The following is a 13,681-nucleotide window of genomic DNA, read 5'->3' on the forward strand; positions in this document are numbered from 1 at the left end:
GTTGTTATTCAAGATAACTCACTACGGCCCTGAATCGTTTGCTATTGGGAGATACTTTTTCAAATGCCCGTGACGATAACTTGATGACGATATCATCGTTCACGCTGGTATCAGGAATGCGGCCGATAATGCGGACGATAATTTTTTCCTGATTGTATTCATTCAAAACCTCAACAAGTGAACCCACGGGAGCTGTACGATGCAGTCCCAGGAACTTGCTGGTACTTTCGTCCGTCTCGATCACTTCGGCTAAGCCTGATTCTGATTTCTTTTTGCTCTTCACAACCTTGGGGGCAGCTACCTCTTCAACAGGTTTTACTACCTTCTCCGGAACCACCGCCTTGGCTTTGACAGAGTCTTTTACAACGGTGGTCGTTGTCACTTTCGGAGCAGGGGCTGCAACGGTCGGCGCTGGTTTTTCGGCCCCTTTTTCACTAACGATCAGTTCCTGGCCATCTTTGAGATTATCATCCGCCAGGTTATTCCATTTGCGGAGATCGGCCATCAGCACACCGTATTTGACGGCGACACGGTAAAGGGTTTGTCCCGGTTCCACTTTATGAATACCATTTGCTGGTAACGCCACGGCCGAAGATGCCGATGGAGCCGATGTACTGGGTGTTGCAGGTGCAGGAGCAACGGGGGCCGTCTGAGCAGGTTTTGTTTCCTTTACCTCCGCTTTGACGAGTTCTTTTTTGTCGTCTTTTTTATCCTCCCTTTTGCTGGTTCTGGGTGTGTAGGGAACACGGATGGTCTGTCCCGACTGAATCTGGTCGCTCATTCCCGGGTTCGCTTCCCGCAATGCATGGATGGTAGTACCATACTGGCGGACAACGGCAAACATGGTCTGCCCCTGGTTAACCTTATGCAGGACGAAAATTTTCCCGCCTACTTTCTCTACCCCAACGGAGTCAACAGCATTCTCTCCCCTGGCCCGGGCACTCGCCATTCCTGTCATCAATCCTGCCAAAAATGCCAGGCAAAAAATGTATTTCATTTATTTATGAAAGCGTTAAACTCGAATATTCATTATTATTCCTCAGATAAACCAGCGTCGACGCTTTCAGCATCATCGTCGAGCGCCCCATTCCTTCACGCTCATCCGATAGCTTTTCATGCAAGACTAATTGCCTCTGATCGTTCACTATGAGGAGATATTGCACAGTTTTATCCTGATCGTAAATATAGTAAGAAAAGATTATATAGGGTCTTTTCTCCAAATAATCAATGCCTATCGGCCTATGTCCCGGCACCATTTCTTCAATGAACAGTGATAGCCGGTCGAAATAAACATTACCTTCCCTGTAACGTACCGGCTCTTTCAAAATTATCCGGCCTGAGTTTTCTCCTTCCTCAGAATCCGATGTGGTTTCGAACTCCCCGGAACTGGCCAGGCATACCATTTTCCTGGGCTGATCTCCGCCGGGCTTCGTAGCTACCTCTAGCCAGTCTGTACCGATCGTTCTTATGAGAACGAAATTTGGTAAATCCCATTTCTTTTCCCCGGTCTCCGCAGCAACAGCAAGTAAATCGGTGGGCTCTGGCAATTCGGGGCGCCGGTAATGATGAAAGTAAATCCGGCCATATGCAAAAGCAGTGAGCGATGTCCACCAGTCGGTCTCCGCGATTTTCTTAATCCAGACCAATGCCGGAGCGGCCAGGTCCACCAGCGCAAATGAGACGGATTTCGTTTCCGCGTCGCGTAACTCAATGACCCACAATGTGCTCTCGGGGTCAGCATCGGGCAAAATGCGCCAGATGTTTTCGGAAAAGCGGTGTGAAAAAAGATTTTGCAATTTTTTACCTTTATTTTGAATCAAATTTAACTGACAACGACCTCGTGCGCATTCTAGGAATAATACCGGCCCGTTACGCTTCTACCCGCTTCCCTGCCAAGGCTTTGGTGGATATTGGTGGAAAAAGCATGATCCAGCGGGTTTACGAACAAGCGTCCAAAGCTACTCAACTCGATCAGGTAATTGTAGCGACCGACGATGAAAGAATAAGGAACCACGTCCTCGAGTTTGGCGGAAAAGCGGTTATGACTTCACCCGATCATCAAAGCGGCACCGATCGCTGCTTTGAAGCGCTCGGCGTGACAGACGGCAAATATGATTATGTCATCAATATTCAAGGGGATGAACCATTCATCAGCCCCGAACCGATCGATCATCTGGCCTCCGTTTTGAATGGTGAAACCGAACTGGCTACATTGGTAAAAGTCATTGACAATGATGAAATTCTCTTCAATGTAAATGTACCGAAGGCGGTTTTGAACAAACGAAACGAAGTCATGTATTTCAGTCGGCAAACGATCCCTTATTTGCGCAATGCCCAGAGCCAGGAGGAGTTTCTGAAATCGCATGTTTTTTACAAACACATCGGCATTTACGCTTACAGAACCGACGTTTTAGCCGAAATCACCAAGCTTCCTGTTTCGTCATTGGAAAAAGCCGAAGCATTGGAACAACTGCGCTGGCTCGAAAACGGTTACGCGATCAAGGCCGTAGTTACATCCGACGATTCACACGGTGTGGACACACCCGACGACCTCGACAGGGTTACCAGAAAATTTTTGCCGTAAGAGGGCTTTGTGGAATGCATTTTTTACAAGGAAGGTTAACGTATAAGGATTAGCCGTATATTTCATAAAAAACGTTAAAACCGTTTTACGTATACGACCAGCTTCTTCCGATACGTTAGCCTTTTATTGTTTTAAACTAATTACCACTTTTGAAAACGAGTCTTATGCAATATAACATCCTGTGGGCCGATGACGAAATAGATCTTCTCAAACCGCATATCATGTTCCTCACCAATAAAGGTTACAACGTTACGCCCGTCAATAGCGGCGCGGATGCACTGGACCGCATAGAGAACGACAGGTTTGACATTGTTTTCCTCGACGAAATGATGCCCGGTATGACCGGCCTCGAGACGCTCGCACAGATCAAGCAGCAGCAGCCCAACCTGCCTGTGGTAATGATCACAAAGAGCGAAGAGGAGCACATCATGGAAGATGCCATCGGCTCCAAAATCGACGACTACCTCATCAAACCACTGAATCCCAATCAGATATTACTTTCTGTTAAGAAGATACTGGATAACAAACGGCTGGTAACAGAAAAAACGACCCTCAGCTACCAGCAAGAATTCCGCAGCCTGGCTATGCAATACCAGGACCGGATCGGCCACGAGGAATGGGCGGATATTTACAAAAAACTCATTTACTGGGAGTTGGAACTCGAAAGCTCCGACGATCAGGGAATGGCCGAGGTTTTTAGTATGCAGAAAAGCGAAGCCAATGCCAATTTCTGTAAGTTCATCGAGGACGAATACGAAGACTGGCTGAACGATCCGCGTTCAGATAAGCCCGTTTTGTCCCATCAACTGATGAAACAGAAGGTGTTTCCGCACTTGAAAGGTTCGAGTGAGCCATTGTTCTTCCTCCTGATCGACAACTTCCGTTACGATCAATGGAAGATGATCCAGCCTATTTTGCAGGAGTATTTTAATATTGAGGAAGAATCGTCCTACTACTCCATTTTACCGACTACCACTGGCTACGCGCGTAACGCGATCTTCTCCGGCCTGATGCCCAGCGAAATGGAACGCAAACATCCACAGTGGTGGGTAAGTGACGAGAATACGCCCGAAGGGGAAGAAGGCTTGAACAACCACGAACAGGATTTCCTCCAAAAACAACTGGAAATGAACCATTTGAATATCAAATTTTCATATTCCAAAATCCTGAACACCAACCAGGGAAAAGCACTGGTAGATACCTTCAACAATTTGCTGACCAATCAGCTGAATGTAGTTGTCTACAACTTTGTGGATATGCTTTCCCATGCGCGCACAGATGTGCAGATGATCAAGGAGCTTGCACCAGACGAAGCTGCTTACCGTTCCATCACGCGCTCTTGGTTCCAACACTCGCCGCTCCTTGACTTCATTAGGAAAGTAGCCGAGAAGAAAGGCCGTTTGATTCTTACCACCGACCACGGTATGATCAGGGTTCAGAAACCGGTAAAAATCATCGGTTATCGTGAAACCAACACAAACCTCCGGTACAAGCATGGCAAAAACCTCGGGTTCGATGACAACCATTTAATGGTGTGCCGGAAACCGGAACGGATATTCCTTCCAAAACCGCATGTATCGACGTCGTACGTATTTACCAAGGAGGATTATTTCTTCGCGTATCCGAACAATTACAATCAATATGTCAACCTCTACCGCGATACATTCCAGCATGGCGGCGTGTCGCTCGAAGAGATGATCATCCCGGTGATCGACATGAAGGCGAAATAGGAAGTTTAGATATCGAAAAAGGGCGTCTGATCAACTCAGGCGCCTTTTTTATTGACTTAAAAATATCTTAGCTCATTGTTATACCGCCATTTTCACACTTGATCACCCGCGCGGGGAAGCGTTTCAGGAAGTCGTGGTTGTGCGTCGCCATCAATATCGCAGTACCTGCATTGTTGATGGTCCTGAAAACCTGCATGATCTGGTCGCCCACTTCCGGGTCAAGGTTACCCGTTGGTTCATCGGCAATCAGGATCTGTGGTTCATTCAGCATGGCGCGCGCAATTACGACACGCTGCTGCTCGCCACCCGATAGTTGATGCGGCATTCTTTTCTGGGCAGTTCCCAGCCCTACCTGCATCAATACTTCGGCAATGCGTTTGGAAATTTTGCCTTGCTGTTCCCATCCCGTCGCACGCAATACGAACGCGAGATTGTCCTCCACCGAGCGGTCAGAAAGCAGCTGAAAATCCTGAAAAACGATACCGATCCTGCGACGAAGGAACGGGATATCGGCTCTTTTGATATTGTGGAGCTCATAACCGGCCACTTTGGCAGAACCGGTATGCAGCCACAAATCGGCATATAATGTTTTCAAAAGTGAGCTCTTCCCACTACCGGTACGACCGATGAGGTACACAAACTCCCCTTTACTGATCTCGAAATGAACGTCGTTCAAAACAGGCCTATCACCCTGATAAATATCTGCCCTTTCCAGTCTGATTATTGGCTCCGTCGAATCGGTGGTCATAATTGTGCTAAAAGTAATGATTGGGTTGAGCCGAAAACACTCAAATATGGATAGTGTGCATAGTATTGTCATCCTGAGCGAAGTCGAAGGATTGCTGCGACATCGCATTTGCACTTCGACTTCGCTCAGTGTGACAAACTGATTAAGAATTTCCTTTCTTGTAGTCCGACAGGAATTTCTCAAGACCGATGTCGGTCAATGGGTGTTTCAGCAATGCTTCGATGGCGCTCAATGGGCCTGTCATTACATCTGCACCAACTTCTGCGCACTGGATAATGTGCATCGGGTGACGAACAGACGCTGCCAGCACTTGCGTATCGAATCCGTAATTTCTGTAAATAGTCAGGATTTGCTCGATCAATGCGATACCGTCTGTAGAGATATCATCGAGGCGACCTACGAACGGAGACACATACGTTGCACCTGCTTTCGCGGCAACCAATGCCTGTCCAGGAGAGAAGATGAGTGTACAGTTAGTACGAACGCCTTTGCTTGAAAAATACTTAAGCGCTTTGATACCTTCTTTGATCATCGGGATTTTAACCACGATTTTCTCGTCGATCTCAACCAGTTCTTCGCCCTCGCGAATCATTCCTTCTAAATCAACCGAGATTACTTCTGCACTTACATCACCGTCCACAATATCGCAGATTGCTTTATAGTGGCGCATTATATTATCCTTACCCGTAATTCCTTCTTTTGCCATCAATGATGGGTTGGTGGTAACACCATCTAAAACACCAAGTGCCTGCGCTTCCCGAATTTCATTCAGGTTGGCAGTATCAATGAAAAATTTCATATTGAAAATTTATTGGTTAGAATATTCCACAAAAGTAGGAAACCCTGAACAAAAGCAAAAAGAAAGAAAGGGGGAATCGAAGGGGGAGAGAAATAAAAAAAGGCAAATCGAGAATCTCACCGCATCGACCACCTACCCTTGCTTCCGTCAGGACCTGGGGGATTCGGAAGGAGCTGGTAGTTCCGATTTGCCGGGTGCAAAGATAAAGACATTTTATTAACAAAAAGAAAACATTCCTGTGACGTTTCGCCTTACTTTTGTGCGAATCAACTAGAAATGAACCAGTATGCCCCGATTATTTTTTTTATTTTTTCTCTTCTCCCTTTATTCCTGCTCACAATCCTCCGATGCATTTCTTCAAAAAGGCAAAGAACTTATGCAACAGGGTAAGACACGGGAAGCCATTAACTTCATCAACAAGGCCATCGAAAAAAATACCTCCAATGCAGACGCCTTCAATCTCCGTGGTGTCGCCTATTACGAACTAAAAGAATATCCGAATGCATTGCTGGATTTCGGGCAGGCCATCAGGCTTCAACCCACATCATACCGCCCTTATTTTAATCGCGCATTGCTCTATACAGACGAAAACAAGCTGGATTCCGCATTCGCCGACTACAACAAATCAGCCCAGCTGGCACCTGACACCGCCGATATATTTCTCAACCGGGGACAATTGTTGGTATTAATGGACAAAACACCAGAAGCCATTCAGGACTTCGAAAAGGCTACTCAATTGGACCATGACAACAAACAAGCCTGGTACAACCTGGGAAACACCTATTACCGCTCGCAGGATTACAAAAAAGCAAGCCTGGCTTTCCGGCAGACCGTGAAGCTCGATGCGCAGTATGGAAAGGCATTTTACGGATTAGGCCTCGCGCAATGGAACGATGGCGAAAAAGAGCTCGGATGCACCAGTCTGAAACAAGCGCTGAATCTGGGATATAGTGACGCAGCCAATGCACTGGCTCAATTTTGTCGGTAAACTGTGTGCTAAAAGCATCGATAGGACAGTTAATAAAATGCAGGTTTCCGCTTTTTAACGTATCCTTGAACAATTCAAACTCAAACCCACTTTGTCATGAGACTTTTCAAGATATTCTTTGGGATCATATTTGTCATTTTTGCCTACTTGCAGCTCAATGACCCTGATTCCGGCATTTGGATTGCCATTTATAGTTTTGCCGCACTTGCATGCTTTATGAGTATTCGCGGGCTTTGGCCTGCATGGGTATTTTACGTCTTGGCAGCCGGTTATCTGGTAGGAGGTATCCTGCAATGGCCCCCGGAATTTGAAGGAATTTTCTTTGGCGAGACAGCTATGCGCAGCCTGAATATCGAACTGGCGAGAGAATCACTGGGATTAGGCATATGCGCCCTGGTGATGGTGATCCTTGGTAAATGGGGTGAGGTTTAAGCCCTTACCCATTCTATTTCTTTGAGGCCAAAATCGAGTACATTTTCTTCGGTGGCCAGTTTGACCTGCAATTTGCCTTGTTCCGTCACATTGGTCACCGTTCCTTTTGCAACCTCGCCGCGATATAAAAAACCGACTTCATCACCATACCCGTACAGGTTTGTCAGATATTCATCACGAATCGCCTGGTTTTGGTTCAAGGACCTGAGCTTCACATAAAACACATCCAGGAATTTCAGCAGTTTGTGAAATTCTTCTGCCAGAACATGCTGATGCCCCGTCTCGCGCAACAACGAGGTCGCGTAAGGGCCGTCGAATTCTGATTGATTGACATTCACACCGATTCCCACGATGGAGCTGATCAGCCGGGTACCCTGAATGGAATTTTCAATCAGCACGCCGCAGGCCTTTTTATTCCCCATATAAACATCGTTAGGCCATTTTACCTTCACATCCGCAACGTAACTCCTCAGGTAGGAACGTATAGCAAGTGCGGTAATCTGACTTATCAGAAACTGATCAGCCACGGGAAGAAATCCGGGTGTAAGAACAACCGAAAAGGTCAGATTTTCACCGGCATTAGCACGCCAGGTCGTCCCCCTCTGCCCTCTTCCTTTCACCTGATTGTCGGTAATGACAACCGTCCCTTCCTCAAACAGGCCCGCATGTACGATTTCAGCCGCTATGTCGTTTGTGGAATGACAAGTTGGCAGATATATAACTTTTTTACCAATTATTAGGGTATCCTGTGTGGAGTTGTACAATTTTTTTGTTTTACTTTAGGGTTTTAGAAAAGGAATCAACTACGCATGAAACAACGCAAAAATAAAGAACTATCCTCAAAAGATCTCACCGAACTCGTGGTGAAGGGCATGACAGAAAAGAAGGGTTTGGACATCGCCATACTAGACCTCAGAAAAGTAAAAAATTCAATAACCGATTTTTTCGTGATCTGCTCGGGTAACTCCGATACGCAAATAGATGCTTTGGCCAACTCGGTTGAAGAAGAAGTTTATAAAATGTCCAAAACAGAGCCCTGGCAAAAAGAAGGAAAGGCGAATGGAGAATGGATTTTGATTGACTATGTGGACGTTGTCGCACATATTTTCAACAAAGAACGCCGCAAACATTACGATCTGGAAGAACTTTGGGGAGATGCAGAGGTGACGTACCTGGAAGACTCCATGGTATAAAGGCCGGCAGGACGAACATTAACCCTGCCGGGATTGTTGTTTAATATATTTCCTCTAAATTAAAAACTAACGAATGTCTGAAAACGATAACAAAAGGGGGCCCCTTAATCCTAAAAGTCCTCAGAAAGGATACCAAGGTTGGATTATAGCCGCCCTGATCGCCACTATACTGGGAATCACGTACCTGAACAGAACATCGACAATCCGCGAAACCACTCAGAAACGTTTCGAGAAAATGATGGCTGACAAGGAAGTGGAGCGAGTAACCATTGTCAATGACAAATCGGTGGAAGTCACGCTCAAACCAGAGGCGCTTAAACTCGATAAATACAGGGTCGTTGCCAAGGAAAACAACTATTTCGGCGGTGAGAGTGCATCCCACTACCAATTCCAGGTAACCTCCGCTGAAACATTCAAAAAGGACTTCGATAAGATGCAGGAAGGTATTCCTGATGACGATAAGGTACCTTTTGTGGTGGACACCCGCAATGACTGGACCAGTTTCCTCGGAACCTGGGGCTTTTTTATCGTAATGATCCTCGTGATGTATTTCATTCTTGGGAGAATGTCAGGAGGCGTGGGTCCCGGCGGACAGATTTTCAATATCGGCCGCTCACGTGCGACACTTTTTGATGCGGAAAACAAAGTGAAGATTACCTTCAACGATGTAGCCGGACTGGATGAGGCCAAAGAAGAAATCAAGGAAATCGTAGAATACCTGCAAAGTCCCGACAAGTTCAAAAAGCTGGGAGCTAAAATCCCGAAGGGGGCGTTGCTCGTAGGCCCTCCGGGAACTGGTAAAACACTCCTCGCGAAAGCCGTGGCCGGCGAAGCTGGCGTACCTTTCTTCTCATTGTCGGGTTCCGACTTTGTAGAAATGTTCGTAGGGGTGGGCGCAGCGCGTGTCCGTGACCTTTTCAAACAAGCAAAGGAAAAAGCGCCTTGTATCATATTTATTGATGAGATCGACGCTGTGGGACGCTCACGTGGCCGTGGTGCGATGCCAGGCTCCAACGACGAGCGTGAAAACACGCTGAACTCGCTGCTGGTTGAGATGGATGGCTTCGCAACAGATTCCGGTATCATTATCGTAGCAGCAACCAACCGCCCGGATGTCCTTGACCCCGCACTATTGCGCCCAGGACGTTTTGATCGTCAGATTTCTGTTGACAAACCGGATGTGATCGGTCGCGAAGCAATCTTTAAAGTACACTTGAAACCACTGAAGTTGGCTACGGATGTGAATATCCAGAAGCTGTCTTCGCAAACTCCCGGCTTTGCAGGTGCAGAGATCGCCAACGTGTGTAACGAAGCTGCATTGATCGCCGCACGCCGTAATCGGGAAGAAGTGACGATGCAAGACTTTCAGGATGCAATGGACCGTGTGATCGGTGGTTTGGAAAAGAAAAACAAACTGATTTCACCAGAAGAAAAGCAGATCGTTGCTTACCACGAAGCTGGTCACGCAGTAGCAGGCTGGTTCCTGGAGCATGCCGATCCGTTGGTGAAGGTATCCATTGTACCTCGTGGGGTGGCGGCATTAGGTTACGCCCAGTACCTTCCGCGCGAGCAGTATCTGTATCGTACCGAGCAGCTATTCGATGAGATGTGCATGACGCTCGGCGGCCGCGCCGCAGAGGATGTGGTTTTTGGCAAGATCTCGACAGGTGCTTTGAGTGATCTGGAAAGAGTTACCAAAGTGGCGTATAGCATGGTTACCATGTACGGTATGAACGAACGAATCGGAAACATTTCGTTCTACGATTCCAAACAATCCGATTACGCGTTCACCAAGCCTTATTCAGAATCAACTTCCCAGGCGATCGACGAAGAAGTGAGAAAGTTGGTTGATCAGGCTTACCAATTCGTGAAGAAACTTTTGTTTGAAAAACGGGATGCGCTGGAAGTGTTGGCGAAAGAACTTCTTGAAAAAGAGATCCTGTTCCAGGCCGACCTTGAAAAACTGATCGGAAAACGTCCTTACGAAAAGGAAACGAGCTATCAGGCTTATATCAACCGTCGCTCTAACGAGGAAGCAGCAATCCATGAGGAAGTGGTGAAGCAGACGTTGGAACAAGAGCGGAAGAGCAAAGACCAGATTGAGGAAGAAATGGCCGAAGCGGAGAAGGACACTTCTAACGACTAAATCTTCGGTCAAGAATAAATATAGAATAGCCGGACAATTCAGACTGTCCGGCTATTATTTTTGCATCCTGTTTCAACATTTTTCCCCTAAACCTTCAGAGTTCATGGCCTTTGAAATATTCAAGCAGCAATATGGTGATCTGACCGAATACGTTGTTCAGGAAACCGCTACGGGAAACCGGTTCGTTGTGGTACCCGAGTTGGGTGGTATCGTGCGACAACTCTCCCTGCGCAAAGGTGTCACCCTGTTTTCCGTCCTAAAAACCCCTCCTACACCGCAAGCTCTGATTGATGACACGCAGAGCGCGAGCGAATTATTATTCCCCTTTGCAAGTCGTATTCCCGAAGGAAAGTACAAATTCCTCGGAAAGCATTATCAGCTGGTCAAAAATGAAAACGGCGGACAAAATGCAATACACGGACTGGTCAGAAAAAAGCATTTTCATTTGGAAGAACAGGTAATTCACTCCGATTACGCCGCTATTGAATTATCCCAGACAATCGACCAGCCGGAAGGTTATCCATTTGAGGTACATTTTTCGGTCCGGTATACCCTTTATGCGGACGGCCGTTTTGAAGTAAGGTACGACGCAAAAAACAATGGCAGCGCTCCGTGCCCGGTAATGTTCGGCTGGCATCCCTATTTCCAGTTGGGTAACGAAAAAGCCGATGCATGGAAGATCAGCATACCATCCGAAAAACTGGTCACATTTAACGGAAATCTCATCCCGATCGGAACTGAACCATTCCATATCGAAAAGCCGGCACTGCTTTATCGTAAAACCTTCGATAACTGTTTTATTGTGAATTCCTCCGGTCAGCATGTCCTGACGGAACTGATTTCTGAAAACCAGGATGTGACGCTACGCATCGATCAGGAAACCGGAGAGGGAAAATTCAATTACCTGGTCGTTTATACTCCCCCGGCAAGAGATTGTGTGGCCATTGAACCGTTAACAGCCAATGTGGATGCGTTTAATACCGGAGAAGGGCTGAATATACTGGCATCGGGGCACAGCATAGACGGAACTATTGTTTTGTCTTTGGTCTGATCTGACTTTGCTTATATCGGAACTTGTTCCAAATGAGCTGAAACTCGGTGAAGTACTTAAAATGCCCGATAACCAGCCGGATACGGTGTTTGATTCCATCGTGGACTGATAGTCCATGTTTGAAATAGGGCCATGTGGAGTTTGTTCGCTCCTTCTCCATGGTCTCCCATTGTTTCATATAGATATTCGTATCGATGGTGGTCGTAAATTGCGGCCACCTTTCATTCCATTCAATCCCAAGACTGCGCAGCAGACCAAGGCTTTGTTCCAAAAGGGCAAAAATACCCTTGGTCTTTGCCATTTGCACCACGCTCGACCAGTCAGTCGAATCACCAAACTTGCGCATATAAGCCGCCAGGTCAGCCAGATATTTCAATTTCCGCCACTCCTCTTTACCACCGTGATGTACGAGCAATACCAGGAATTGGTATTCGTTCCGGAATGAACTTAGTTCAGTCCCGAGAAGATCGTAACGCACACGGTACCGGCTCCACTCAGTAGACGGGAATTCGAACATGAGCCGTGGATAAGCAATCCGCCAATGCGCTTCCAATACGCTTCGCATGATTTTATCCGGCCTGTTCATCATCGGGATGTGGTAGTCTGTTTTAAAAAAACTCCTCCTTGTTTTTGGATTTCTGAGTAAATAAAGCCGATAGTCGTCTGCCACATATCCTGCTTCCGCCATTAGAAGCCTATAAGCTTCCGGGAAAGCCGATTCAGGAATAAGTACATCAATATCCCCGAATTCGCGCTGACTTATATCGCCGTACAGCCAATCGGCCCACATACTACCCTTGTATGCGTAAGATTCGATCTGATGCCTCGCAAAGAGCTTTGTGACCTCCACTAACTCTTTAGCTGAGATCATGTTGACGAAAGCTATTTCCTGGCAATCTCTTCTCAGCCTGGCCTGAAAGTCCAGGAGTAGATTCCGATCTTTGATGTAAGAAAGAAACTGCGGACGAACCTGATGGTGGCTCAGCAATGTATAAAGTTCGTCGGGATTAATGGAGTCGAGGTCACCTTGCCAGTCCAGATCCAGGCAAGAGCACAAGGCCAAAGAAAGCTCCTTAGAAGGTCCCGTTGTCATTGCCCTGGTTATTGGTTTTCTCAATCGTGTCCTTTACCCATTCTTCCAGTTTGGAAAAGCCGTCCGGTCGCCTTTTGCTCCATATCTCCGCTGACAGCGCGCATTTAATACTATCCTCAAAATGTCTCTTTAACGCTTGCCCTTTCAATAAGTCGAGCGGCAGCGGAAAATTCCTGAGGCATTCGGTGGGAATCGACGAGGTCGGCAGGAGAGAATAGGCTTTTTTTGACCTGGCATTATGCAAAAACAACACCTGTCTTAACCTTACCTGTTCATGTTGAAAATCAGATTTTGGATTATAAGCATATTTATTCACCCCCTCGGTAACCGGAGTGAGTTCCGAAGCCCTGTAATTCAGCCCGTCAACGGTGTTACCCCACATTTTCAGCTGTGGATAGGCAGGAATAATATACGCCCTTCCCTGCTCGTCGAAAGTAATTGCTGTCAGATCATCGCTGAGTAAAGTGCCTCCGGACTTAATGAAAGCAGCAGCCGTGGTCGACTTCCCGGCACCCGGCTTACCCATGAAGCACCAGGCCTGGTCTCCTACCTTCACCGAACTTGCGTGAAGTAGAAAACAGCCTTTTTGAAACAATATCAGCCCGAGGGCTTCGCTTACTGTAAATAAACTCAATAGCTTCGGATCGTCGGTCAGCGACTCAACTTCCAACAATGATCCATTTGTAGCCCTGAAGTTCGCTATTCCTTTCCAGCACAGACATAAACCTCCTCCATCATCAATTCCGAATTCGGCACGCACTCCCCGACGATAGATATGCGTCTTCGTTAAACGTGGTATAACAAAACTATTGGTGGTGATCTTTAAGTCCTGTGAATCTTTTCCGCTCCGCTCACAAAGTTCTGTCAGTGCTATTTCGGAATGGATGTTTAACCCGAAGGCCGTGTAATAATGCATG

Annotated in this window: 14 protein-coding genes; 7 read left to right on the forward strand and 7 right to left on the reverse strand. The window is 46.9% G+C overall.

The window, feature by feature from the left end; translation table 11 throughout:
• Positions 1-4: 4 nt before the first annotated feature.
• Both BP71_RS34385 and BP71_RS34390 read right to left on the reverse strand, forming a co-directional pair.
• On the reverse strand, positions 5-997 hold the full coding sequence (locus BP71_RS34385) for a LysM peptidoglycan-binding domain-containing protein (RefSeq protein ID WP_496386210.1): 993 nt from the start codon (positions 995-997) through the stop codon (positions 5-7).
• Between the two features lie 4 nt (positions 998-1,001).
• Positions 1,002-1,796, reverse strand: coding sequence for a DUF4905 domain-containing protein (locus BP71_RS34390; protein ID WP_496386211.1), 795 nt, complete (start codon positions 1,794-1,796; stop codon positions 1,002-1,004).
• Between the two features lie 44 nt (positions 1,797-1,840).
• Here BP71_RS34390 and kdsB point away from each other — a divergent pair, with 44 nt between their 5' ends.
• Both kdsB and porX read left to right on the forward strand, forming a co-directional pair.
• Entirely contained in the window at positions 1,841-2,584 is a 744-nt protein-coding gene (gene kdsB, locus BP71_RS34395; protein WP_496386212.1) for a 3-deoxy-manno-octulosonate cytidylyltransferase, read from the forward strand.
• A 164-nt stretch (positions 2,585-2,748) separates the two neighbouring features.
• Positions 2,749-4,314 carry a T9SS response regulator signal transducer PorX gene (gene porX, locus BP71_RS34400; RefSeq protein ID WP_496386213.1) on the forward strand — a complete coding sequence of 522 codons (1,566 nt, stop codon included), beginning with the start codon at positions 2,749-2,751 and terminating at the stop codon, positions 4,312-4,314.
• 67 nt (positions 4,315-4,381) lie between these two features.
• Here the strand turns inward: porX and BP71_RS34405 are convergent, their stop codons facing one another.
• Together BP71_RS34405 and fsa are read right to left on the reverse strand one after the other, a co-directional pair.
• A complete protein-coding gene (locus tag BP71_RS34405) occupies positions 4,382-5,062 on the reverse strand; it encodes a cell division ATP-binding protein FtsE (protein ID WP_496386214.1) in 681 nt (226 codons plus the stop codon).
• Positions 5,063-5,204: 142 nt separating this feature from the next.
• Positions 5,205-5,861: a fructose-6-phosphate aldolase gene (fsa, locus tag BP71_RS34410; RefSeq protein ID WP_090373535.1), complete on the reverse strand. Its 657-nt coding sequence runs from the start codon at positions 5,859-5,861 to the stop codon at positions 5,205-5,207.
• A 286-nt stretch (positions 5,862-6,147) separates the two neighbouring features.
• Here fsa and BP71_RS34415 point away from each other — a divergent pair, with 286 nt between their 5' ends.
• Both BP71_RS34415 and BP71_RS34420 read left to right on the forward strand, forming a co-directional pair.
• Positions 6,148-6,849: a tetratricopeptide repeat protein gene (locus BP71_RS34415; RefSeq protein ID WP_496386215.1), complete on the forward strand. Its 702-nt coding sequence runs from the start codon at positions 6,148-6,150 to the stop codon at positions 6,847-6,849.
• 96 nt (positions 6,850-6,945) lie between these two features.
• Positions 6,946-7,281 carry a transmembrane 220 family protein gene (locus BP71_RS34420; RefSeq protein WP_496386216.1) on the forward strand — a complete coding sequence of 112 codons (336 nt, stop codon included), beginning with the start codon at positions 6,946-6,948 and terminating at the stop codon, positions 7,279-7,281.
• Here BP71_RS34420 and BP71_RS34425 read toward each other — a convergent pair.
• Positions 7,278-8,045: a biotin--[acetyl-CoA-carboxylase] ligase gene (locus BP71_RS34425; RefSeq protein ID WP_496386217.1), complete on the reverse strand. Its 768-nt coding sequence runs from the start codon at positions 8,043-8,045 to the stop codon at positions 7,278-7,280. The genes BP71_RS34420 and BP71_RS34425 overlap by 4 nt on opposite strands.
• Before the next feature lie 45 nt (positions 8,046-8,090).
• Here BP71_RS34425 and rsfS point away from each other — a divergent pair, with 45 nt between their 5' ends.
• The 3 genes from rsfS (at position 8,091) to BP71_RS34440 (ending at position 11,671) form a co-directional block, all read left to right on the forward strand.
• Positions 8,091-8,474, forward strand: coding sequence for a ribosome silencing factor (gene rsfS / locus BP71_RS34430; protein ID WP_496386218.1), 384 nt, complete (start codon positions 8,091-8,093; stop codon positions 8,472-8,474).
• Positions 8,475-8,547: 73 nt separating this feature from the next.
• Positions 8,548-10,620, forward strand: a complete 2,073-nt coding sequence (ftsH, locus tag BP71_RS34435) for an ATP-dependent zinc metalloprotease FtsH (protein ID WP_496386219.1) — start codon at positions 8,548-8,550, stop codon at positions 10,618-10,620.
• A 103-nt stretch (positions 10,621-10,723) separates the two neighbouring features.
• Complete coding sequence (locus BP71_RS34440) at positions 10,724-11,671, forward strand: aldose 1-epimerase (protein WP_496386220.1); 948 nt, start codon at positions 10,724-10,726, stop codon at positions 11,669-11,671.
• Here BP71_RS34440 and BP71_RS34445 read toward each other — a convergent pair.
• Together BP71_RS34445 and BP71_RS34450 are read right to left on the reverse strand one after the other, a co-directional pair.
• Positions 11,649-12,764, reverse strand: coding sequence for a nucleotidyltransferase domain-containing protein (locus BP71_RS34445; protein ID WP_496386221.1), 1,116 nt, complete (start codon positions 12,762-12,764; stop codon positions 11,649-11,651). The two genes, BP71_RS34440 and BP71_RS34445, sit on opposite strands and share 23 nt — an antisense overlap.
• A complete protein-coding gene (locus BP71_RS34450; protein WP_496386222.1) occupies positions 12,745-13,680 on the reverse strand; it encodes a serine kinase in 936 nt (311 codons plus the stop codon). The genes BP71_RS34445 and BP71_RS34450 overlap by 20 nt, the downstream gene beginning before the upstream one ends.
• Between the last annotated feature and the right edge of the window lies 1 nt (position 13,681).

It is taken from the genome of Dyadobacter ginsengisoli DSM 21015 (genome assembly GCF_059568735.1).